Raw genomic sequence first — 23,429 nt, forward strand, 5'->3', positions numbered from 1 at the left:
CTCCTGCGCTCCGGCGTGAGCCGGCTCAGCACCTGCACCTGGTTCCGCGTAACGCCTGTTCTGCCCGGACGTCAGAACGCAGCGTCCGGTCTCCCCTGGCCGCGCGACCCGCGGCCATGCAGAAGGAGTCAGTGTTGAGAAGCAATTCCTCTCGCGGACGCACCTCCCACACAGCACCGCGCGCCTCGGCGCCCCGCCGCACCGCCACCGTCGCCCTCGTCGGCGTCACCGCCCTGATCGCCGCCGCAGTCCAGTCGGGCGCGGCCGGCGCCGCTCCGGCGAGGCCGCAGGCCGGCGGGGCGAACCCCGCGCACACGGCCCTCAGGCTCACCCCCTCGCAGCGCGCCGAACTGATCCGGCACGCGGACGCCTCCAAGGCCGCCACCGCCCGGCGGATAGGCCTGGACGGCAAGGAGAAGCTGGTCGTGCGGGACGTCGTCAAGGACGCCGACGGCACGCTGCACACCCGCTACGAACGCACCTACGCGGGCCTGCCGGTGCTCGGCGGCGACCTCGTCGTGGAGTCCGCCCGGTCCGGCAAGACCATGGACGTCATCCGGGCCGGCAGCGCCTCACTGAAGGTCGCCCGCCTCACCCCGGCCGTGCCGAAGGCCGCCGCCGAGCGGCAGGCGGTGCGGCGGGCGAAGGCGCTCGGCGGGACGAGGACGGCCGCGGACAGCGTCCGCACGGTGGTCTGGGCGGCGTCCGGCAAGCCCGTGCTGGCGTACGAGACGGTCGTCGGCGGACTCCAGGACGACGGCACCCCGAACCGGCTGCACGTCGTCACCGACGCCGCCACCGGCAAGAAGCTGTACGAGTACCAGGGCATCGAGACGGGCGTCGGCAACACGCAGTACAGCGGGCAGGTCACGCTGACCACGACCCAGTCCGGCTCGACGTACACGCTCACCGACGGCGCGCGCGGCGGCCACAAGACGTACAACCTGAACCACGGCACCTCCGGCACCGGAACGCTGTTCTCGCAGACCAGCGACACCTGGGGCAACGGGACCAACTCCAACGCCGCCACCGCGGGCGCGGACGCCCACTACGGCGCGCAGGAGACCTGGGACTTCTACAAGAACACCTTCGGCCGCAGCGGCATCAAGAACAACGGCGTCGGCGCCTACTCGCGGGTGCACTACGGCAACTCGTACGTCAACGCGTTCTGGGACGACGGCTGCTTCTGCATGACCTACGGCGACGGCTCCGGCAACGCCAAGCCGCTGACGGCGATCGACGTGGCCGGCCACGAGATGAGCCACGGCGTCACCTCCAACACCGCGGGCCTCAACTACAGCGGGGAGTCCGGCGGTCTGAACGAGGCCACCTCGGACATCTTCGGCACCGGCGTGGAGTTCTTCGCGAACAACACGTCCGACGTCGGTGACTACCTCATCGGCGAGAAGATCGACATCAACGGCAACGGCAGTCCGCTGCGCTACATGGACAAGCCGAGCAAGGACGGCTCGTCCAAGGACAGCTGGTACTCCGGCATCGGCGGCGTGGACGTGCACTACTCGTCGGGCCCCGCCAACCACTTCTTCTACCTGCTCAGCGAGGGCAGCGGCGCCAAGGTCATCAACGGCGTCAGCTACAACTCGCCGACGGCGGACGGCCTTCCGGTCACCGGCATCGGCCGGGACAAGGCGCTCCAGATCTGGTACCGGGCGCTGACCACGAAGTTCACCTCGACCACCAACTACGCGGGCGCCCGCACCGGCACCCTCGCGGCGGCCGGCGAGCTGTACGGCACCACCAGCGCCGAGTACAAGGCGGTGCAGGACGCCTGGGCGGGCGTCGCGGTCGGCTCACGCTCCGGCGGCGGGGGTGGCGGCGGCACGTCGTACGAGAACACCTCCCCGGTGGCGGTCCCGGACAACGGGCCGGCCGTCACCTCGGACATCACCGTCTCCGGCCGGACCGGGAACGCGCCGAGCAATCTCCAGGTGGGCGTGGACATCTCGCACACCTGGCGGGGTGACCTGGTGATCGACCTCGTCGGGCCGTCCGGCACCGCCTACCGGCTGAAGGACTTCAGCTCCTCGGACTCGGCGGACAACGTGACCGAAACCTACACGGTCAACGCCTCGGCGGAACCGGCCAACGGCACGTGGAAGTTGCGGGTACAGGATCAAGCCACGTACGACACGGGAACGATCAACAGCTGGAAGCTGACCTTCCCGTAAATCGCAGGACACGAGCCCGGTAGCGCAAGGCCGTTCGGGGGCGTGGCGCCCCCGAACGGCACCGGTTCATCTTGTTGCAACATTCACCTGGCAGTCGATTTTCGGCCAACATCACTTCAGGGTCCTGACATGTACGCGGCCCTGATGTCACTCTCTCTCCACCCGCCGCAGTAGCACAGCAACTTCACAACGCCACACTCTCCGGCCAGTAACCCCACGCTGACCGGACTCCCCCACGAAGGAGCTTCTGTGAGCCCCCTCTACGCGCGTCACAAGCGCACCACTCTGGCCGTCGCCACCGCCGTGGCCGCCGGAGCCCTCCTCACCACCGGTCTGACCACCGGTGCCAGCGCCGCCCCGGCCGGATCCGCCGCCGCCAAGCCCCTGGCAGCCGCCCCGACCGCGCTGTCCACCGCGGCCCGCACCTCCCTGCTCCAGAAGGCTCAGGCCGGCGCCGCCGAGACCGCGCAGCACATAGGCCTCGGCGCCAAGGAGAAGCTGGTCGCCAAGGACGTCGTCAAGGACACCGACGGCACCGTCCACACCCGCTACGAGCGCACCTACGCGGGCCTCCCGGTGCTCGGCGGCGACCTGATCGTCCACACCGCCAAGTCGGGCCGGACCGAGGGCGTCACCAAGGCGAACAAGTCGGCGATCAAGCCGGCTTCGCTCAAGCCGCAGATCACCGCCGCCAAGGCCGAGAAGCAGGCGGTGTCCGCCGCCAGAACCCTCGGCTCCGCCAAGACCACCGCGGACGGCGCCCGCAAGGTGATCTGGGCCGGCTCCGGCAAGCCCGTCCTCGCCTACGAGACGGTCGTCGGCGGCCTCCAGGACGACGGCACCCCCAACCAGCTGCACGTCATCACCGACGCGGCCACGGGCAAGAAGCTCTTCGAGTACCAGGGCATCGAGAACGCGACCGGCAAGACGCTGTACTCCGGCACGGTCACCCTCAACAGCACGCAGTCGGGCTCGACGTACCAGCTCACCGACGGCGCCCGGGGCGGTCACAAGACCTACAACCTGGCCCGCAAGACATCCGGCACGGGCACCCTGGTGGCCAGCTCGACCAACGTCTTCGGCACCGGCACCGCCTCCAGCTCCTCCTCGGACCAGACCGCGGCCGCCGACGCCGCCTACGGTGCGGCGGAGACCTGGGACTTCTACAAGAACACCTTCGGCCGCAACGGCATCAAGAACAACGGCGTCGGCGCCTACTCCCGCGTCCACTACGGCAACGCGTACGTCAACGCGTTCTGGGACGACAGCTGCTTCTGCATGACCTACGGCGACGGCTCCGGCAACGTCGACCCGCTGACCTCGCTCGACGTGGCCGGCCACGAGATGAGCCACGGCGTCACCTCGAACACCGCCGGTCTGGACTACTCCGGTGAGTCCGGCGGTCTGAACGAGGCCACCTCGGACATCTTCGGCACGGGTGTGGAGTTCTACGCGAACAACGCCTCCGACCCCGGTGACTACCTCATCGGCGAGAAGATCGACATCAACGGCGACGGCTCGCCGCTGCGCTACATGGACAAGCCCAGCAAGGACGGCGGCTCGGCGGACTACTGGTCCTCCTCCGTCGGCAACAAGGACGTCCACTACTCGTCCGGTGTCGCCAACCACTTCTTCTACCTGCTGTCCGAGGGCAGCGGCGCGAAGACGATCAACGGCGTCAGCTACAACTCGCCGACGTACAACGGCGCCGCGGTCACCGGCATCGGCCGCGCCAAGGCGCTCCAGATCTGGTACAAGGCGCTGACCACGTACATGACGTCGACGACCAACTACAAGGCCGCCCGTACGGCGACCCTGAACGCGGCGTCCGCGCTGTACGGCTCCACCAGCACCGAGTACAAGGCCGTCGCCGCGGCCTGGACCGGCGTGAACGTCAGCTAGTCACCACCGCGCCACGCCAGGGCGGCACCCGGGACGCGAGCGTCCCGGGTGCCGCCCTACCCTTGTGACCCATGTCCTCGGCGCCCTTCACCTACGAGCCGGTCGGCGCGACGCGCGACGACCTGGCCGTCTGCCCGCCCGGCTTCCACCCCCTGTTCGTCCGCACCCGGCTCGGCGAGGGCCAGGAGGTGTTCGACCGGGCCGCCGAGGCCGTCCTGACCTGGGAGATGCACCGCGCGCTCGGCGTCGGCATCGACGCCTCGGCAGCCCGCGCGGCCCCCGGCGTCGACGTCACGGTCACCCTGGCCGGCCTCGTGCGGGCCCCCTGCCGCATCGTCTGGACGGCCGAGGAACCCCGCCGGGCCGGCTGGGCCTACGGCACCCTCGAAGGCCACCCCGAGTGCGGCGAGGAGGCCTTCGTGGTCGACCGCACCGGCGACGGCACGGTGTGGCTCACCGTCGCCGCGTTCAGCCGGGCCGCCAAGTGGTACGCCCGCGCGGGCGGTCCGGCGACCCGCAGCCTCCAGCACGCGTACGCCCGCCGGTGCGGCACCGTGCTCAGGAACCTGGCCGGCCGGGGCCTCGAGGACTGACGGTCACCGCAGCAGCACCCCCGCTCCCTCCACCACCTCCTGCGACGGCACCGCCACCAGGCCCGGTTCCGCGGCGGAGGCGAGGAGGCGGTGGGCGGGGAGGATGCGGACCGTGTAGCCGTACGGGCCGGTGCGATCCAGGGAGAGCGGGCCCTCGTACAGGAGGCGGCCCTCCAGGTCGGGGGAGCCGGCCGGCTTCAGCGGGACCACCGTGGCGTCGGTGATGCGGTCCTCCGCGTCCACCCGGCCGGACACCGCCTGCACCTCCACGTCGTCCGGGCCCAGCTCGCCCAGTTGCACCCGGACCCGCAGTCCGACGGCCGTGCCCAGCTCCGCGGTGGCCGTCGTCGCGGTCGTCTCGACGTGGTCCACGGTCACCCCCGGCCACGCCGCCCGCACCCGGGTCTTCCAGGCGGCGAGATCCCGGGCGGTGTCCGGGGTCAGCGCGCGGTGCGACTGCGCGGCGGGGGTGTAGAGCCGGTCGACGTACTCGCGGACCATGCGGCCGGCCAGCACCTTCGGGCCGAGCTGGGAGAGGGTCCGGCGGACCATCTCGATCCAGCGGTCGGGCAGGCCGCCCCGCCCGCGCTCGTAGAAGCGCGGTGCGACCCGCTGTTCGAGCAGGTCGTACAGGGCCGCCGCCTCGATGTCGTCACGGCGGTCGGGGTCGGTGCAGGCGCCGTCCGCCGTGGGGATGGCCCAGCCGAAGTCCGGCTGGAACCACTCGTCCCACCAGCCGTCCAGCACGGACAGGTTGAGGCAGCCGTTCAGTGCCGCCTTCATGCCGGAGGTGCCGCAGGCCTCCAGCGGCCGCAGGGGGTTGTTCAGCCAGACGTCACAGCCCGGGTAGAGCTTCTGGGCCATCGCCATGCCGTAGTCGGGGAGGAAGACGAGACGGTGGCGGAAGCGCGGGTCGTCCGCGAACCGCACCAGCTCCTGCACCAGGCGCTTGCCGCCGTCGTCCGCCGGGTGCGCCTTGCCCGCGACCACGATCTGCACCGGCCGCTCGGGGTGCAGCAGCAGCTCCGTCAGGCGGTCGGGGTCGCGCAGCATCAGCGTCAGCCGCTTGTACGACGGCACCCGGCGCGCGAACCCGATCGTGAGGACGTCCGGGTCCAGGACCCCGTCGATCCAGCCCAGCTCGGCGTTCCCGGCGCCGCGCTGCCGCCACGACGCCCGCAGCCGCTCCCGTACCTCCTGCACCAGCTGCTCGCGCAGGGTGCGGCGCAGCTCCCAGACCTCCTGGTCGGGGATGTCCGCGACCGAGTCCCAGCGTTCGGAGCCGCCGACGCTGAGCGCGTCCTCGGTCCGCTGAGCGCCGATCTGCCGGGCGCCGAGCCGCAGCACCTCGGGTGCCACCCAGGTCGGCGCGTGCACCCCGTTGGTCACGGAGGTGATCGGCACCTCCTCGGCGTCGAATCCCGGCCACAGTCCGGCGAACATGTTCCGGCTGACCTGCCCGTGCAGCAGCGAGACCCCGTTGGCCCGCTGGGCCAGCCGGAGCCCCATGACGGCCATGTTGAACAGGTTGGGCTCACCGCCCGGGTAGGTCTCCATGCCCAGCGCCAGGATCCGCTGGACGTCGATGCCGGGGAGTTCGGCGTCCGGGCCGAAGTGCCGGGCGAGCAGCTCCCGGTCGAAGCGGTCGATGCCGGCCGGCACCGGGGTGTGCGTGGTGAACACCGTGCCGCCGCGCACGGCTTCCAGCGCCGCGTCGAAGTCGAGTCCCGCGGCGCACAGTTCGGCGATCCGTTCCAGTCCCAGGAAACCGGCGTGGCCCTCGTTGGTGTGGAACACCTCCGGCTCCGGGTGCCCGGTCAGCCGGCAGTACATGCGTACGGCCCGCACACCTCCTATGCCGAGCAGCATTTCCTGGAGCAGCCGGTGTTCGCTGCCGCCGCCGTAGAGCCGGTCGGTGACCCCGCGTTCGCCGAGGTCGTTCTCCTCCACGTCGGAGTCGAGCAGCAGCAGCGGCACCCGGCCGACCTGCGCGACCCAGACGCGGGCGTGCAGCGCGGTGCCGCCGGGCAGGGCGAGGGAGATCTGCGCCAGGGTGCCGTCGGGTTCCTTCAGCTGGGTGAGGGGCAGTTCGTTGGGGTCGAGGACCGGATAGTGCTCCTGCTGCCAGCCGTCCCGGGAGAGGGTCTGCCGGAAGTACCCGTGCCGGTACAGCAGTCCGACCCCGATCAGCGGTACGCCGAGGTCGCTGGCCGCCTTGAGATGGTCGCCGGCGAGGATGCCGAGCCCGCCGGAGTACTGCGGGAGCGCGGCCGTGATGCCGAACTCCGGGGAGAAGTAGGCGACGGCCGCGGGCAGGCCGTCCGACTGGGCCTGGTACCAGCGGTCGCCGGTCAGGTAGTCGTCGAGGTCGTCCGCGACCGCGGTGAGACGGCGCAGGAACCGCCGGTCACCGGCCAGTTCGGCCAGCCGGGCCGGGCGCACGCTGCCCAGCAGCCTTACCGGGTCGCCTCCGGCGGCGGACCACGCCGCGGAGTCGACCGACTGGAACAGGTCGCGCGTTTCCGCGTGCCAGGACCAGCGCAGATTGCGCGCCAGGTCGCTCAGTGGCCGCAGGGGGTCGGGGAGAACGGGACGGACGGTGAACCGACGGATCGCCTTCACATTCACCTCGGGCGCGTTGCGGGGTGAGACGCACGGCGCTGTGCGTCTCGTCGTCGCCTTCGACGGTAGTGGTTACCGCGCGGTCGGTGGGGACGTACCGGCTCGGTGTCGGGGGGCGTCAAGAGCCGGTCACCGGGCACTCGGAGAAAAGGGGGGCGGTCTTGTGTGTGGACGTACGCGTGAGTAGTCAACAGAGTGCCGGATTGACCGCCCGAACAGGGTGGGCAGGCTCCATCCGGTACACGTCCCACAGGCGTCGTGCGGCACCACCCGCAGGACCCACCTCCCCACACCCATCCGCCCATACCCACGTTGACGCGGACAGGAGCGGTCATGCCTGCCAGGCACCACTCGTCAGCACCTCCGTCCACCAGCAAGTCCCCGGGAGCAGCAAGGAAGACGACGGGCAAGAAGAGCGCGGCGCCCACCGGCGCCGGCGCGTCCGCCGGGGAGCGGCCCTCCCCCGCCGCGGCCACCACCATGGGCCGCATCCCCGTCCTCGACGTGCGCCCGGTGGTCCAGCACGGCCGCAGGCCCGCGAAGGCCGTCACCGGGGAGTCGTTCGAGGTGTCGGCCACCGTGTTCCGCGAGGGCCACGACGCCGTCTCGGCGAACGTGGTGCTGCGGGACCCGGCGGGCCGGCCCGGGCCCTGGACGCCGATGCGGGAACTCGCCCCGGGCACCGACCGCTGGGGTGCCACCGTCACCGCCGGCGAACCGGGGCACTGGACCTACACGGTGGAAGCCTGGTCGGACCCGCTCGCCACCTGGCGGCACACCGCCCGGATCAAGATCCCGGCCGGCATCGACACCGGCCTGGTCCTGGCCGAGGGCGCCGAGCTGTACGAGCGGGCGGCGGCCGGGATGCCCGAGGACCTGCGGCAGGCCGTGCTGGACGCCGCGGCGGCCCTGCGGGACGAGGACCGTCCGGCCGCCTGGCGGCTCGCGTCGGCGCTGTCGCCGGAGGTGGAGGCGTTGCTGGGCCGGTATCCGCTGCGGGAGCTGGTCACGGCCTCGGAGGCGATGCCGCTGCTGGTGGAGCGGGAACGGGCCCTGTACGGCTCGTGGTACGAGTTCTTCCCCCGCTCCGAGGGCACCGCCGAGCAGCCCCACGGCACGTTCCGCACGGCCGCGCGCCGCCTGGAGGCGATCGCGGACATGGGCTTCGACGTGGTCTACCTCCCACCGGTCCACCCGATCGGCACGACGTTCCGCAAGGGCCCCGACAACACCCTCACCGCCGGCCCCGACGACGTCGGCGTGCCCTGGGCGATCGGTTCCCCCGAGGGCGGCCACGACGCCGTCCACCCCGCCCTGGGCACCCTGGAGGACTTCGACCTCTTCGTCGCCCGCGCCCGGGAACTGGGCCTGGAGATCGCCCTGGACTTCGCCCTCCAGTGCTCCCCCGACCACCCCTGGGTGGACAAGCACCCCGAGTGGTTCCACCACCGCCCCGACGGCTCCATCGCCTACGCCGAGAACCCGCCCAAGAAATACCAGGACATCTACCCCATCGCCTTCGACACCGACATGGACGGCCTCGTCGGTGAGACGGTCCGCGTCCTGCGGCACTGGATGGCACACGGCGTGCGGATCTTCCGGGTGGACAACCCCCACACCAAACCGGTGGTGTTCTGGGAACGGGTCATCGCCGAGGTCAACCGCAAGGACCCCGACGTGATCTTCCTCGCGGAGGCCTTCACCCGCCCGGCGATGATGCACACCCTGGCGCAGATCGGCTTCCAGCAGTCCTACACCTACTTCACCTGGCGCAACACCAAGCAGGAACTGACCGAGTACCTCACCGAACTGTCCGGAGAGGCGGCGGCCTACATGCGGCCCAACCTCTTCCCCAACACCCCCGACATCCTGCACGCCTACCTCCAGCACGGCGGACGCCCCGCCTTCGAGGTCCGCGCCGTCCTGGCCGCCACCCTCTCCCCCGCCTGGGGCATCTACAGCGGCTACGAACTGTGCGAGAACACCGCCGTACGCGAGGGCAGCGAGGAGTACCAGCACTCCGAGAAGTACCAGCTGCGCCCCCGCGACTGGGACGCCGCCGCACGCGAGGGCCGCACCATCGCCCCCCTCATCACCCGCCTCAATGCCGTCCGGCGGCGGAGCCCGGCCCTGCGGCAGCTGCGCGACCTGCACTTCCACCACGTCGACAAGGACGCGGTGATCGCCTACTCGAAGCGGAGCGGATCGAACACGGTTCTGGTGGTCGCCAACCTCGACCCCCACGACACCCAGGAGGCGACGGTCTCGTTGGACATGCCGCAACTCGGGCTGGACTGGCACGAGTCCGTGCCGGTGCGCGACGAGCTCACCGGTGAGACCTACTACTGGGGCAGGACCAACTACGTGCGTCTGGAGCCGGGGCACCGGCCCGCGCACGTCTTCACCGTCCTGCGACCGTCCACCCCGCAGATCGGAGGGTCAGCCACCATATGAGCGTCAACGAGCCCGTCCTGGACACCTTCGAGGACACTCCAGCCAAGGACCGGGACCCCGAGTGGTTCAAGCGCGCCGTCTTCTACGAGGTGCTGGTCCGCTCCTTCCAGGACAGCAACGGCGACGGCGTCGGCGACCTGAAGGGACTGACCGCCAAGCTCGACTACCTCCAGTGGCTCGGCGTGGACTGCCTGTGGCTGCCGCCCTTCTTCAAGTCACCTCTCCGGGACGGCGGTTACGACGTCTCGGACTACACCGCCGTGCTGCCCGAGTTCGGTGACCTCGCGGACTTCGTGGAGTTCGTGGACGCCGCCCACCAGCGCGGCATGCGCGTCATCATCGACTTCGTCATGAACCACACCAGCGACCAGCACCCGTGGTTCCAGGAGTCGAGGCGGGACCCGGACGGTCCGTACGGCGACTACTACGTCTGGGCCGACGACGACAAGCAGTACCAGGACGCCCGCATCATCTTCGTCGACACCGAGGCCTCCAACTGGACGTACGACCCCGTACGCAAGCAGTACTACTGGCACCGCTTCTTCTCGCACCAGCCGGACCTCAACTACGAGAACCCGGCCGTGCAGGAGGAGATGATCTCCGCGCTGAAGTTCTGGCTGGACCTCGGCATCGACGGGCTCCGCCTGGACGCCGTGCCGTACCTGTACCAGCAGGAGGGCACCAACTGCGAGAACCTGCCGGCCACCCACGCGTTCCTGCGGCGCGTGCGCAGGGAGATCGACGAGCAGTACGCGGACAAGGTGCTCCTCGCCGAGGCGAACCAGTGGCCCGAGGACGTCGTCGACTACTTCGGTGACTACGGGGCCGGCGGCGACGAGTGCCACATGGCGTTCCACTTCCCCGTCATGCCGCGCATCTTCATGGCCGTACGGCGCGAGTCGCGCTACCCGGTCTCCGAGATCCTCGCCAAGACCCCCGCGATCCCCTCGGGCTGCCAGTGGGGCATCTTCCTGCGCAACCACGACGAGCTGACCCTGGAGATGGTCACCGACGAGGAACGCGACTACATGTGGGCCGAGTACGCCAAGGACCCGCGGATGCGCGCCAACATCGGCATCCGCCGCCGCCTCGCGCCCCTGCTCGACAACGACCGCAACCAGATCGAGCTGTTCACCGCCCTGCTGCTGTCCCTGCCCGGCTCGCCGATCCTGTACTACGGAGACGAGATCGGCATGGGCGACAACATCTGGCTCGGTGACCGCGACGCGGTGCGCACCCCCATGCAGTGGACCCCCGACCGCAACGCCGGCTTCTCCTCCTGCGACCCGGGACGCCTCTTCCTGCCCGCGATCATGGACCCGGTCCACGGCTACCAGGTCACCAACGTGGAGGCCTCCATGGCCTCGCCGTCCAGCCTGCTGCACTGGACCCGCCGCATGATCGAGATCCGCAAGCAGAACCCCGCCTTCGGACTGGGGTCCTACACCGAACTGCCGTCCTCCAACCCGGCGGTGCTCGCCTTCCTGCGCGAGGCGCCCCTGTCGGAGGAGGAGGGCGACGACATCGTGCTGTGCGTGCACAACTTCTCCCGCTTCGCCCAGCCCACGGAGCTGGACCTGAGCCGGTACGAAGGGCGGCATCCCATCGAGCTGTTCGGCGGGGTCCGGTTCCCGGCGATCGGTGAGCTGCCGTACCTGCTCACCCTCGCGGGCCACGGCTTCTACTGGTTCCGGCTGCGCCGGGACGCCGCGTGACGCGGCCGGCCCGGCCCGGGTGGGGTGACGGGGGCGTTTCCACCGCCCCGCCCGGGGCACGCAGTAGTAACACCCCGACGACCCGGGGAAAGGACGTGACGCCCATGGCGGAAACGGTCACCCTCTCTGGTACCACCGATTCCCTCCTCTCCTCGCTCGACCCCTTGTTGCGCACCTGGCTGCCGCGCCAGCGCTGGTTCGCCGGCAAGGGACGCCCGGTCACGGGCTTCACGGCCGTGGCCGTCACCGAACTCCTGCCGCCCGAAGGACGGCTGGGCCTGTATCACCTGCTCCTGCGCGTCCACCAGCCGTCCGCGCCGGGCGCGCCGCCGCACCCCGGCGACTGCTACCAGCTCCTGATAGGCGTGCGCGAGGCGCTGCCGCCCCGGCTGGCGCCCGCGCTGATCGGACACGTGGAGGAGGGGCCGCTCGCCGGGCGCACGGTGTACGAGGCCCTCTACGACGCCCGGCCCGCCGAGGTGCTGCTGGAGGCCCTGCGCAGCCAGGCCCGCGTCGGCGGGCTGCGCTTCGAGCGGGATCCGCGGCAGGACATCCGGTCGGGCCTGGTGGCCCGGATGATGACCGCCGAGCAGTCCAACTCTTCGGTCGTCTACGGAGATACGTTCATCCTCAAGCTGCTGCGCCGGGTCGTGCCCGGCGTCAACCCGGATCTGGAGATCCCGCTCGCCCTGGCCGGCGAGGGCTGCCCCCGGGTCCCCGCGCCGACGGCCTGGCTGCACGCCGACGTGGACACGGACGCGTACGTGCTGGCCGTGCTCCAGCCGTATGTGAGCGGCGCCGCCGACGGCTGGGAGCTGGCGCTGCGCGAGCTGGCCAAGGGCGAGGACTTCACCGCCGGGGCGCGGGCGCTGGGCCGGGCCACCGCCGAGGTGCACACCGCGCTCGCCCGCGCCCTGCCGACGGTCACCCTCGGCCACACCCAGCTCCAGTCGCTGGTGGACGGCATGAAGGAACGGCTGGCAGCGGCCGTGCAGGCGGTGCCGGCACTGCGGCCGTACGAGCGCGGCCTGTGCTCGGCCTACGAGGCACTGGCCGCCCTGGCCGCCGAGGGCCGTACCTGGACCGCCCAGCGCGTCCACGGCGATCTGCACCTCGGGCAGTGCCTGCGCTCGCCGGCCGGCGAGTGGTCGCTGATCGACTTCGAGGGTGAGCCGGCCCGGCCGCTGGCCGAACGCCGCATGCCGCAGCCGCCGGTGCGGGACATCGCGGGCATGCTCCGCTCCTTCGACTACGCGGCCCACTCGGCGAACGTGCCCGACCCGGACTGGGCGCACGCCTGCCGGGCCGCCTACTGCTCCGGGTACGCGGAGGTGACCGGCCTCGACCCGCGCACCGACCCGGTGCTGCTGCGGGCCTACGAGACCGACAAGGCGGTGTACGAGGTCGTCTACGAGGCCCGGCACCGCCCCGACTGGCTCCCCGTCCCCCTGTCGGCGATCCGTCGCCTCGCCGCGTCCGACCCGACCTGACCCGAATCTCGCCCGGGAGACCCGCTCGTGACGTCCAAGAAGTCGGCCACGCCGAAGAACGCGAAGAACAAGTCCGGCAGGAGCAGGGCCGCGAAGGGGCCCAAGGAGACGCGGGTGCCCCCGCAGGCACCGGTGCCCGTGCTGGAGGCCGCCGTCTCCCCGGCCCTGGACGCCGGTGACCGCGAGCGGCTGCTGCACGGCACCCATCACGCCCCGCACTCCGTGCTGGGCGCGCATCCGGTGCCGGGCGGGATCGCCTTCCGCGCGTTCCGCCCGTACGCGCGGGCGGTCACCGTGGTCTCGGACGAGCTGCGGACCGAGCTGCACGACGACGGCGACGGATTCTTCTCCGGCCTGGTGCCGCTCGCGGAGGTCCCCGGGTACCGGCTGCTGGTGGCGTACGACGGCACGGTCCAGGAGACCGAGGACGCCTACCGCTTCCTGCCCGCGCTCGGCGAGCTGGACCTGCACCTGATCGGCGAGGGCCGGCACGAGCAGCTGTGGCAGGCGCTCGGCGCGCACGTCACCACCCACCAGGGGGTCACCGGCACCCGGTTCGCGGTGTGGGCGCCCAACGCGCTCGGCGTGCGGGTCACGGGCACCTTCAACTTCTGGGACGGCACCGCCTTCCCGATGCGCTCGCTCGGCGGCACCGGGGTCTGGGAGCTGTTCGTGCCGGGGATCGGCGAGGGCGAGCTGTACAAGTTCGAGATCACCCGCCCCGACGGCTCGCGCACCCAGCGCGCCGACCCGCTGGCCCGGCGTACCGAGGCGCCGCCCGCCACCTCCTCGGTGGTGCACGTCTCCCACCACGAGTGGGGTGACGCCGAGTGGATGGCCCACCGGGCGGACACCCCGGTCCACGAGGCGCCCTTCTCCGTCTACGAGGTGCACCTGCCGTCCTGGCGGCCGGGACTGACCTACCGGCAGCTCGCCGAGCAGCTGCCGGCGTACCTGACCGAGACGGGCTTCACGCACGTCGAGCTGATGCCGGTCGCCGAGCATCCCTTCGGCGGCTCCTGGGGCTACCAGGTCACCGGTTTCTACGCGCCGACCGCCCGGCTGGGCACCCCGGACGACTTCAAGTACCTGGTGGACCGGCTGCACCAGGCCGGCATCGGCGTCCTGATGGACTGGGTGCCCGCGCACTTCCCGCGGGACGAGTGGGCGCTGGCCGCCTTCGACGGGCGCCCGCTGTACGAGCACCACGACCCGCGGCGGGCCGCCCATCCCGACTGGGGAACGCTGGAGTTCGACTTCGGCCGGCGTGAGGTCCGCAACTTCCTGGTGGCGAACGCGGTCTACTGGTGCGAGGAGTTCCACATCGACGGGCTGCGCGTGGACGCGGTCGCCTCGATGCTCTACCTGGACTACTCGCGCGAGCCGGGCCAGTGGGAGCCGAACGAGCACGGCGGCCGGGAGAACCTGGACGCGGTCGCCTTCCTCCAGGAGATGAACGCCACCGTGTACCGGCGCTGCCCGGGAGTGGTGACCATCGCCGAGGAGTCCACGGCCTGGGACGGCGTCACCCGGCCCACCCACCTCACGGGCCCGAGCGGTTTCGGCGGGCTCGGTTTCGGTCTGAAGTGGAACATGGGCTGGATGCACGACTCGCTGGCGTACATGAGCCACGACCCCGTGCACCGCAAGCACCACCACCACGAGATGACGTTCTCGATGGTGTACGCCTACAGCGAGAACTACGTCCTGCCGATCTCCCACGACGAGGTGGTGCACGGCAAGGGGTCGCTGGTGTCGAAGATGCCGGGCGACTGGTGGCAGCGGCGCGCCAACCACCGCGCCTACCTCGGCCTCATGTGGGCCCACCCGGGCAAGCAGCTGCTGTTCATGGGACAGGAGTTCGCGCAGGGCGCCGAGTGGTCCGAGGTGCACGGCCCCGACTGGTGGCTGCTCGACCCGTCCTACGGCGCGGCGGCCGAGCACCAGGGCGTACGGGACCTCGTGGCGGACCTCAACACGCAGTACCGGGCGACTCCGGCGCTGTGGCAGCGCGACACCGACCCGGCGGGCTTCGCGTGGGTCACCGGTGACTCGGCGGAGGACAACGTCTTCGCGTTCCTGCGGTACGACGCCGACGGCACCCCGCTCCTCGCGATCTCCCACCTGGCCCCGGTGATCCGTCCCGACTACCGGATCGGGGTCCCGGAGGACGTGCCGGCCTGGGTGGAGGTGCTGAACACCGACGCGGCCCGCTACGGCGGCGGCGACGTCACCACCCCGGACGCCGTCAAGCCCGAGGCCCACCCCTGGCACGGCCGCCCGGCGAGCATCCGCCTGACGCTGCCCCCGCTCGCGACGGTGTGGCTGCGCCCTGCCTGACGTGCGGGGCCCGGGGCCGGCCGCCCCGGGCCCGCCGCGTCACTCCCCGTCGGCCAGGCCCGGCGGCAGCGAGCCCGTGTGCAGGACGCCGAGCCGCTGGGTGGCCCGGGTCAGCGCCACGTACAGGTCGCTCGTGCCGTAGGCGGCCGGCTCCACCACGAGGACCGAGTCGAACTCCAGTCCCTTGGCCTGGCGCGGGTCGAGCAGGACGGTCCTGTGCGTCAGGTCGGGTTCCGCGCCGGCCGTGACCCCGTCCAGCCGGGCGGCCAGGGAGCGGTGCAGCGCGCGCGGGGCGATCACCGCGAGGCGGCCCTCGGCGGGGGCGAGCTCCGCGGCCGCCCGAGCGACCGCGCCGGGCAGGTCGCCGGCGGCCCGCCGCACCCAGGGCCGTACTCCGGTCGACCGGACGGAGCTGGGCGGCTCGAAGCCGGGCTCCCGGGCACGGACCACGGCCGCGGCCAGGTCCATGATCTCGGCCGGGGTGCGGTAGTTGACGCCGAGGCGGGTGTGTTCCCAGCGGTCCTCCACGTAGGGGGCGAGGATGTCCGCCCAGGACCCGACGCCGGCCGCCTCCGCGGTCTGGGCGGGGTCGCCGACCAGCGTCATCGAGCGGGTCGGGCTGCGCCGCATCAGCAGCCGCCAGGCCATCGGCGACAGCTCCTGCGCCTCGTCCACGATGATGTGCCCGAACGCCCAGGTCCGGTCGGCGGCGGCCCGCTCGGCGGCGCTGCGGTGGTCCGCCTCCTCCTGCCGCTCGGCGAACCGCTCGGCGTCGATGATGTCGTGCGCCGACAGCACCTCCGAGGCCTCGGGGTCGCTGTCCTCCTTGTCCTCGAACTCGTAGGTCCGCGAGGCGTACGAGACGTCCAGCACGCCCTGCGCGTAGGCGATCTGCGTCTCGCGCTCGCGGTCCGCCCGGACCCGCGCCAGGCGGTCGTCCTCGCCGAGGAGTTCGGCCGCCTCGTCCAGCAGGGGGACGTCGGCGACGGTCCAGGCGCGGGTCACCGGGCGGCGGACCGCGTCCGCGTCCTCCTTGGCGAGGTAGCCGTCCGGTTCCGCGAGGAAGTCTGCGAGCAGCCGCCGCGGGGTGATCCGGGGCCACAGCCGGTCGATGGCGGACCGGACGCCGGGGTTCTCGGCGAGCTCGTCGCGGATCTGGGTGATGTCGGAGGCGTCGAGCAGGCTGCTGCCGTCGTAGGGGTCGGTGCCCACGCGTTCGGCGTACAGGTCGGTGAGGGTGTTGAGGATGTGGCCCTCGAAGTACTCGCGGGCCGCGTTGTGCGGCAGTTTCGCGGCGCGGGTCCGCTCCCTGGCGACGCTCACCAGGCCGTCGTCCAGCATCAGGACCTCGCGGTCGTGCTCGATGGCGACGACCGGGTCGGGCAGCGTCTGCCGGTCGCGTACGACGGCGGCGAGCACATCGGCCATGCCGGCCCGGCCCTTCACCGCGGCCGCCGCGGGTGTGTCGGTGGCGGTGGCCCGCACGCCGGGGAACAGCTCGCCGACCGTGGCCAGCAGCACCCCGGTCTCGCCGAGGGAGGGCAGCACCTCGCCGATGTAGCCGAGGAAGGCCGGGTTCGGGCCGACGATGAGCACGGCCCGGCGGGCCAGCAGTTCCCGGTACTCGTAGAGCAGATAGGCCGCCCGGTGCAGGGCGACCGCGGTCTTGCCGGTGCCGGGGCCGCCCTCCACGACCAGTACGCCGCGGTGGGGTGCCCGGATGATCTCGTCCTGCTCGGCCTGGATCGTCTGCACGATGTCGCTCATGCGGCCGGTGCGGGCCGAGTTCAGCGCGGCGAGCAGGACGGCGTCCCCGTGGGGGTCCTCGTGGCCGGTGCGGGTGGCGTCGCCGAGGTCGAGTATCTCGTCGTGCAGGGCGGTGACGGTCCGGCCCTCGGTGGCGATGTGGCGGCGACGGCGCAGGCCCATCGGGGTGTGGCCGGTGGCCAGGTAGAAGGGGCGGGCGACGTCGGCGCGCCAGTCGACGAGGACCGGGGTGCGTTCGGCGTCGTCCTCGCGCAGCCCGATCCGGCCGATGTGGTGCTTGTGTCCGTCGGTGAGGTCGATCCGGCCGAAGCAGAGCGAGCCGTCCACGGCGTTCAGCGCGGCGAGGAGCCCCGAGCGCTCGGCGACCAGGATGTCCCGCTCCAGCCGGGCCTGCATGGGCTTGTCGCCCTGGGCGAGCGCGTCGGCCACGGAGGTCTCGGCCTCGCCGCTCAGCACGTCCACGCGCGCGTACAGTCCGTCGATGAATTCCTGCTCGTTCCGCAATTCATCGTCGGGAAATTCGCTGTTCGACAGATCCGCGTTTGACAATTCCGCTCCCGCCCGCATATACTGTGCCCACTGGACTTCTCCGCGACCTGTTCCGATGAAAGTCGCGAACCATTGAATATACGCAGCGAAATCCCCCGAGCGCAATTCCTCGGGGGATTTTTTCGTACTCCGGGGCGTCTCTACAGCGCGTCCGCCAGGTCCGCCAGCAGCTTGCGCTTGGGCCGCGCACCCACGATCGAGCGCACCGGCTCACCGTCCCGGAAGAGCAGGAGGGTGGGCGTGGCCATCACGCCGTAGGAGATGGTCGTCCGCGGATTGCGGTCCACGTCGATCTGCATGACCTTCAGGCGGTCGCCCTCCTCGAACGCGATGTCCTTCAGCACCGGCGCGAGCTGCCGGCACGGCCCGCACCACTCGGCCGTGAACTGCACCAGCACCGGCAGGTCCGAACCGATCACCTCTGCCTCGAAATCGGCGTCCGTCACTTCCGCCAGTCCGCTGACCAAGCTCATCGCGTCAGCCCTCCCAGTTCGCACACGGGTTCCGGGCCCCCCGGAACCAGCGCCTCGGCGGCCAGCGCGTCCCGGGCCCGCTCGGCCCGCTCCAGCTGCCCGGCGACCGTCTCACGCACCCCCGTCAGCTGCCCGATCAGCGCGTCCAGCTCGGCCAGCTTGCGCCGGTACACCATGAGCGAGGCCGGGCAGGAGTCGCCGTCCGGGTGCCCGGCCCGCAGGCACTCCACGAACGGCCGCGTCTCCTCCAGGTCGAACCCGAAGTCCTGGAGGGTGCGGATCTGCCGGAGCAGCCTGAGGTCGCCCTCGTCGTACGTGCGGTGCCCCTTGCCGTCGCGCCGGGCCGGCAGCAGTCCCCGCGCCTCGTAGTAGCGCAGGGTGCGTGTCGTGGTCCCGGCCCGCGCGGCCAGCTCGCCGATTCGCATGTCCACGACGGTACGGGTTGACGTCGGCGTCAAGGCAAGGCGGGAACCCCCGCCGATTCCGCCACCTCCAGGAGGGAGGCGCTGTGCCGTTCCTCCTCGAACCGGCGGCGCCCGCCGCGCAGGCCGAACAGGCGCTTGGCCAGAGCGATGTAGAGGACCGCGAGGATGTTCAGGACGAGCGTGGCGATCTTCACCCAGCTGACGTGCTCGGTGAGTTCGTAGATCTCCAGCGGCAGGAACGCGGCCGTCGCGACCACCGTCAGGTATTCCGCCCAGCGCTTGGCGTACCACAGGCCGACCGCCTCGACCAGTTCGATCAGCGCGTAGGCCAGCAGCAGGGCGGCCACCAGCAGCAGCGTGGAGTGCCGGTAGCCGAAGGCCTTCTGGACGGAGCCGACGACCGGTGAGTGGTCGAGGTCGTAGTGGAAGTGCCGGAACACCGGACGGAAGACGTTCAGGTACTCGTCGAAGAGCCGGCGCACCGCGTCCCGGCTGTTGCTGAACTTCCAGACCGCGACCGCGACCAGCACGATGAACACCCCGCGCACGGCCCGCTCGACGGCCAGGAAGCGCAGGACGAACAGGTCCCGCAGCACCTTGCCGCGCGGCACCAGCGGCGCCTCGTCGGCCGGCCCGGAGCCCGTCGGCTCGCCGAGCGCGAAGTCTCCGCAGCGCAGACAGCGCCACACGTCCCCGAGCGCGGTCCGGGCGTGCAGCCGTACCCGCAGCCGGGGGTCGTCGGGCGCGTAGGTCACATGCCCCTTGCGCGCGCAGGTCCGCCGGTCCCAGTCGATCGTCATCCACGTGCCTCCATACGCGTACAGACGCTACGCGCGGACGTGCCGTTCCGGATTCACCGGAACGGCAGCGTCCGCGCGTGGCGGGGGCGGGAAGCGGTCAGGCCGCCCGGCTGTCCGCCGGTTCCCGCTCCTCGGTCTCCGCCTGCGGCGCGGCGGACTCGCGCCGGGGCAGCAGGACAGCCACCAGGACCGTGCCGACGCCGAGGATCACCGCGCCGACCAGACTGGTACGGGCGACCGCGTCGGAGAAGGACGAGCCCACCGCGTCGGCCATCTGCCGGGCGCCGGCGGCCAGCTCGGCGGCCTGCTGCTTGAGCTGCGCGGCCTGCTGCGGGTCCTTCGCGGCCGCCGCCCGCTCGGCCAGCCCGTGTGCCTTCTCGCCGATGCCCTGCGCGACGGCGTACCCGGCGCCGACCGAGTCCCGCGCGGTGTCCAGGGCGCTCGCCGGGAGCTTGCTGCCGGCGGTGGCGTCGGAGAGGTGGTCGCCGTACGAGGTGGCGAGCAGCGAGCCGAGGAGGGCGATGCCGAGCGAGCCGCCCAGCTCCAGCGAGGTGTCGTTAACGGCGCCGCCGACGCCCAGTTCGGACTCCGGGAAAGCGCCCATGATGGCGTCGGTGCAGGGCGAGAGCGCGAGGCCGATGGCGAGGCCCAGGATGATCAGGGGGGCCACGAAGTCGCCGTAGCCGGAGCCCGCGTCCACACGGGTCAGCAGGGCGAGGGCGGTCGTGCCGCCGACCATGCCGGCGCTGACGGTCCACTTCATGCCGACCCGCGGGGTGAGCCAGCCGGTCAGGGCGGAGCCGGCGAAGACGGCACCGGCCAGGGGCAGCATGCGCACACCGGTCTGGAGGGCGTCGTAGCCGAGGACGAACTGGAGGTGCTGGGTGAGGTAGTAGAAGGCGCCGAAGACGGCCAGGAAGAACAGGGCGACGGCGAGGTTGGAGCCCGCGAACCGGCGGCCGGCGAAGCGGCGCACGTCCAGGATGGGGCGCGGGTGCCGCAGCTCCCACAGGACGAAGGCGACCAGGCCGACGCCCGCGAGCACCGCCGCCCCGACGGCCTTGGCGTGCCAGCCGAAGTGCGGACCCTCGATGATCATGTAGACGAGGGCGCCGGTCCACAGCACCGAGAGCAGTCCGCCGACGTAGTCGATGCGGTCGTGGTGGCCGGCCTTGGACGGCGGGACGAGGACCAGGGCGCCGACGACGGCCACGGCCGCGATGGGCACGTTGATCAGGAACGTCGAGGACCAGCCGTGGTCGCGCAGCAGGGCGCCGGCGACGACCGGGCCGGCGGCGATGGCGAGCCCGGCGGTGGCGGTCCACAGCGTGATCGCCTTGGCCCGCTCGGCGCGCGGGAAGGTGGCGGCGAGCAGCGAGAGCGTGGCCGGCATGATGAGGGCCGCGCCGACGCCCATCACGGCCCGGGCCGCGATGACGGTCGTGGAGCTGTCGGCGAGATAGCCGAAGACGGCGCCGCCACCGAAGACGACCAGCCCGAGGACGAGCGCCCCGCGCCGGCTGTACTTGTCGCCGATCGCGCCGAGCAGCAGCATCAGCGCCGCGTAGGGGACGGTGTAGCCGTCGATGACCCACTGCAGGTCGGCGCTGGACAGCCCGAGGTCCCGGGTCATGTCGGGCGCGGCGACCGTGAGCGCGGTGTTCGCCATCACGATGATCAGCAGGCTGAGGCACAGCACCAGCAGCGCCCACCAGCGCCGGGCGTAGGGGCGCTCCGTCGTGTCGACCGGTTCGGTCATGACGAGTCGCATGGCAGGGGGGTCTCCTTTCCGGAGCGGCGGACGCGCACATCGGTGTACCGTCACGACTTGCACAAGGGCGTGCAATTGCACAACCATGTGCAATGTACGTGGTTGCACAGCGCCGTGCAAGTCGAGCCGGGGAGGCAGAATGTCCGCCATGACCACGGGTAACACCAGCCGCGCCGACGCCAACCGGCGCCGCATCCTCGACGTCGCCCTCACCGAACTGCTCCGCGATCCCGACGCCTCCATGGACCAGATCGCGCGCGCCGCGGGGGTCGTACGGCGCACGGTGTACGGCCACTTCCCCAACCGGGAAGCACTGATCAGCACCCTCGTGGACGGAGCCGTGGAGGCCCTGGCGGACGCCGACTCGCACGCCCGCGCCGGTGTGGCCGACCCGGCGGAGGCGGTGGCCCGCTCGGTGCTGGCCCTGTGGCCGGTGGCCGACCGCTACCGGCTGCTGATCGCCCTGGCCCAGCGGACGGTCACCGTGCAGGGCATCCGGGAGCGCCTCGCGCCCGTGCGCGACGACAAGATCCGCCTGCTCCAGCGCGGACTGGACGAGGGCGTGTTCGTCTCCCCGCTGCCCGCGCCGGCCCTCGCCTATGTCGTGGAGCAGATGCTGTTCGCCGTGACGGAGGCGGTGAACGACGGTCTCCTGGCAGCGCAGGAGGCGGGCCGCGCGGCCACGGTCGCCGTGCTGACCGCGGCGGGCGTACCCGCCTCACGGGCCACCGAGCTGGTGGCCGAGGTGTCGTAGAGATCCCGTAGGGGAAAGAAGGGGCGCCGGGAGCCGGGCGGCCGAGGTACGGGGGAGACTCGGCCGCCCGGCGGCGGTGACCGGACGCCCGGCCCGGGTTCAGGCGGGGCCGGACGTCCGGAACTCTGGGCGGATCAGGCCTTGGCCAGCTCCTTCTCGCCGTCCTCGCGCGGCGCGGGGACGTCGCTCACCGCCGGCCGCCCCTCGTCCGGCAGCGTCGTCTCGTCGAACGGCAGCTCGCCGGCCAGCACCCGCCGCACCCGGGCCTTGTCGATCTCCTTGGTCCACGTGCCCACGAGCACGGTCGCCACGGCGTTGCCCGCGAAGTTCGTCAGCGCACGCGCCTCGCTCATGAACCGGTCGATGCCCACGATCAGCCCGACCCCGTCGACCAGCGCCGGCTTGTGCGACTGCAGACCGCCGGCCAGGGTCGCCAGGCCGGCCCCGCTGACACCGGCCGCGCCCTTCGACGCCAGCAGCAGGAACAGCAGCAGCGGGATCTGCTCGCCCACCGACATCGGCGTGCCCAGCGCGTCCGCGATGTACAGCGACGCCATGGTCATGTAGATCATCGTGCCGTCGAGGTTGAACGAGTACCCGGTCGGGACGGTGATGCCGACGACCGGCCGGCTGACGCCCAGGTGCTCCATCTTCGCGATCAGCCGCGGCAGCGCGGACTCGGAGGAGGAGGTGGACAGGATCAGCAGGAACTCCCGCGCCAGGTACTTGAACAGGGAAAGGATGTTCAGCCCCGCGACGAGCCGTAGCACGGTACCGAGCACGACGAACACGAACAGGAAGCAGGTGACGTAGAAGCCCAGCATCAGCACGGCGAGGCTCTTGAGCGCGTCGACGCCCGCGGAGCCGACCACGGCCGCGATCGCCCCGAACGCGCCGACCGGCGCGGCCCACATCACCATGGACAGGATGCGGAAGACCAGCCGCTGGATGTGCTCGACGCCCCGGAGCACCGGCTGCCCGGCCCGACCCATGGCCTGGAGCGCGAACCCTGCGAGCAGGGCTACCAGCAGCGTCTGGAGGACCTGGCCCTCGGTGAACGCGGACACGAACGTCGTCGGGATGATCGACAGGACGAAGTCCACCGGCGGCAGCGCGTCGCTGGACACCTGGGCGTGCCCGGTCTGCCGCAGCGCCTCGGTCAGGTGCAGCCCCGCCCCCGGGTGCAGCACGTTGCCGACGACGAGGCCGATGGCGAGCGCGACGAGCGACATCACCAGGAAGTAGCCGAGGGCGATACCGCCGACGGCGCCGACCTTGGCCGCCTTGCGCACGGATCCGATGCCGAGCACGATCGTGCAGAAGATGATCGGCGAGATCATCATCTTGATCAGGTTCACGAATCCGGTGCCCAGCGGCTTCAGCTGCACCGCCGCGTCGGGCCAGATCAGCCCCACGGCGATGCCGAGCGCGACCGCCGCGATGACGGCGATGTACAGGTAGTGGGTCCGGTCCCGCTGCGCGCGGGGTGCGGCAGGTGCCGTATCGGGGGTGCTGGCGGCCACGACTGCCCTCCTTGACGTCTTCGTCGGTGAACAACCGGCGTGCGGCTCACGTCCGGGCGTTG

The 23,429-nt window shown here is 71.6% G+C and carries 15 protein-coding genes; 8 read left to right on the forward strand and 7 right to left on the reverse strand.

From position 1 onward, the window contains the following. The first annotated feature begins 134 nt into the window (after positions 1-134). The 3 genes from ACGFT1_RS19740 (at position 135) to ACGFT1_RS19750 (ending at position 4,684) form a co-directional block, all read left to right on the forward strand. Positions 135-2,189: a M4 family metallopeptidase gene (locus ACGFT1_RS19740; RefSeq protein ID WP_373910239.1), complete on the forward strand. Its 2,055-nt coding sequence runs from the start codon at positions 135-137 to the stop codon at positions 2,187-2,189. A 249-nt stretch (positions 2,190-2,438) separates the two neighbouring features. Further along, entirely contained in the window at positions 2,439-4,091 is a 1,653-nt protein-coding gene (locus ACGFT1_RS19745; RefSeq protein WP_373910240.1) for a M4 family metallopeptidase, read from the forward strand. A gap of 71 nt (positions 4,092-4,162) precedes the next feature. Then, positions 4,163-4,684, forward strand: coding sequence for a DUF1990 domain-containing protein (locus ACGFT1_RS19750; protein ID WP_373910241.1), 522 nt, complete (start codon positions 4,163-4,165; stop codon positions 4,682-4,684). 3 nt (positions 4,685-4,687) lie between these two features. On the opposite strand, the gene ACGFT1_RS19755 is transcribed toward ACGFT1_RS19750, so the two are convergent. Continuing rightward, positions 4,688-7,306: a glycosyltransferase family 1 protein gene (locus ACGFT1_RS19755; RefSeq protein ID WP_373910242.1), complete on the reverse strand. Its 2,619-nt coding sequence runs from the start codon at positions 7,304-7,306 to the stop codon at positions 4,688-4,690. Positions 7,307-7,639: 333 nt separating this feature from the next. Here ACGFT1_RS19755 and ACGFT1_RS19760 point away from each other — a divergent pair, with 333 nt between their 5' ends. The 4 genes from ACGFT1_RS19760 (at position 7,640) to glgB (ending at position 15,305) form a co-directional block, all read left to right on the forward strand. Next, positions 7,640-9,760 (forward strand): maltotransferase domain-containing protein, encoded by a 2,121-nt coding sequence (locus tag ACGFT1_RS19760; protein WP_373910243.1) that lies wholly within the window; start codon positions 7,640-7,642, stop codon positions 9,758-9,760. Further along, a complete protein-coding gene (gene treS, locus ACGFT1_RS19765) occupies positions 9,757-11,475 on the forward strand; it encodes a maltose alpha-D-glucosyltransferase (RefSeq protein WP_373910244.1) in 1,719 nt (572 codons plus the stop codon). Before ACGFT1_RS19760 ends, treS begins: the two co-directional genes overlap by 4 nt. A 104-nt stretch (positions 11,476-11,579) precedes the next feature. Then, entirely contained in the window at positions 11,580-12,965 is a 1,386-nt protein-coding gene (locus ACGFT1_RS19770; protein ID WP_373910245.1) for a maltokinase, read from the forward strand. 27 nt (positions 12,966-12,992) lie between these two features. Next, positions 12,993-15,305 (forward strand): 1,4-alpha-glucan branching enzyme, encoded by a 2,313-nt coding sequence (gene glgB / locus ACGFT1_RS19775; RefSeq protein ID WP_373910246.1) that lies wholly within the window; start codon positions 12,993-12,995, stop codon positions 15,303-15,305. A 39-nt stretch (positions 15,306-15,344) separates the two neighbouring features. Here the strand turns inward: glgB and ACGFT1_RS19780 are convergent, their stop codons facing one another. From ACGFT1_RS19780 to ACGFT1_RS19800, 5 genes are all read right to left on the reverse strand, one after another. Beyond that, the gene (locus tag ACGFT1_RS19780; RefSeq protein WP_373910247.1) at positions 15,345-17,639 is read right to left on the reverse strand and encodes an ATP-dependent DNA helicase; all 2,295 of its coding nucleotides are present in this window, start codon (positions 17,637-17,639) and stop codon (positions 15,345-15,347) included. Between the two features lie 122 nt (positions 17,640-17,761). Beyond that, positions 17,762-18,094 (reverse strand): thioredoxin, encoded by a 333-nt coding sequence (gene trxA / locus ACGFT1_RS19785; RefSeq protein WP_373910248.1) that lies wholly within the window; start codon positions 18,092-18,094, stop codon positions 17,762-17,764. Then, positions 18,091-18,519 (reverse strand): MerR family transcriptional regulator, encoded by a 429-nt coding sequence (locus ACGFT1_RS19790; RefSeq protein WP_373910249.1) that lies wholly within the window; start codon positions 18,517-18,519, stop codon positions 18,091-18,093. The genes trxA and ACGFT1_RS19790 overlap by 4 nt, the downstream gene beginning before the upstream one ends. A 29-nt stretch (positions 18,520-18,548) precedes the next feature. Beyond that, positions 18,549-19,319 carry a DUF2127 domain-containing protein gene (locus ACGFT1_RS19795; protein ID WP_373910250.1) on the reverse strand — a complete coding sequence of 257 codons (771 nt, stop codon included), beginning with the start codon at positions 19,317-19,319 and terminating at the stop codon, positions 18,549-18,551. Positions 19,320-19,416: 97 nt separating this feature from the next. Further along, on the reverse strand, positions 19,417-21,090 hold the full coding sequence (locus ACGFT1_RS19800; protein ID WP_373910251.1) for an MFS transporter: 1,674 nt from the start codon (positions 21,088-21,090) through the stop codon (positions 19,417-19,419). Positions 21,091-21,229: 139 nt separating this feature from the next. Here ACGFT1_RS19800 and ACGFT1_RS19805 point away from each other — a divergent pair, with 139 nt between their 5' ends. Next, a complete protein-coding gene (locus ACGFT1_RS19805; protein WP_361996463.1) occupies positions 21,230-21,844 on the forward strand; it encodes a TetR/AcrR family transcriptional regulator in 615 nt (204 codons plus the stop codon). 134 nt (positions 21,845-21,978) lie between these two features. Here ACGFT1_RS19805 and ACGFT1_RS19810 read toward each other — a convergent pair whose 3' ends face one another. Next, positions 21,979-23,367, reverse strand: a complete 1,389-nt coding sequence (locus ACGFT1_RS19810; protein WP_373910252.1) for a cation:dicarboxylate symporter family transporter — start codon at positions 23,365-23,367, stop codon at positions 21,979-21,981. Between the last annotated feature and the right edge of the window lie 62 nt (positions 23,368-23,429).

This window comes from Streptomyces sp. Y20 (assembly GCF_043195475.1).
Taxonomy (GTDB): Bacteria; Actinomycetota; Actinomycetes; order Streptomycetales; family Streptomycetaceae; genus Streptomyces.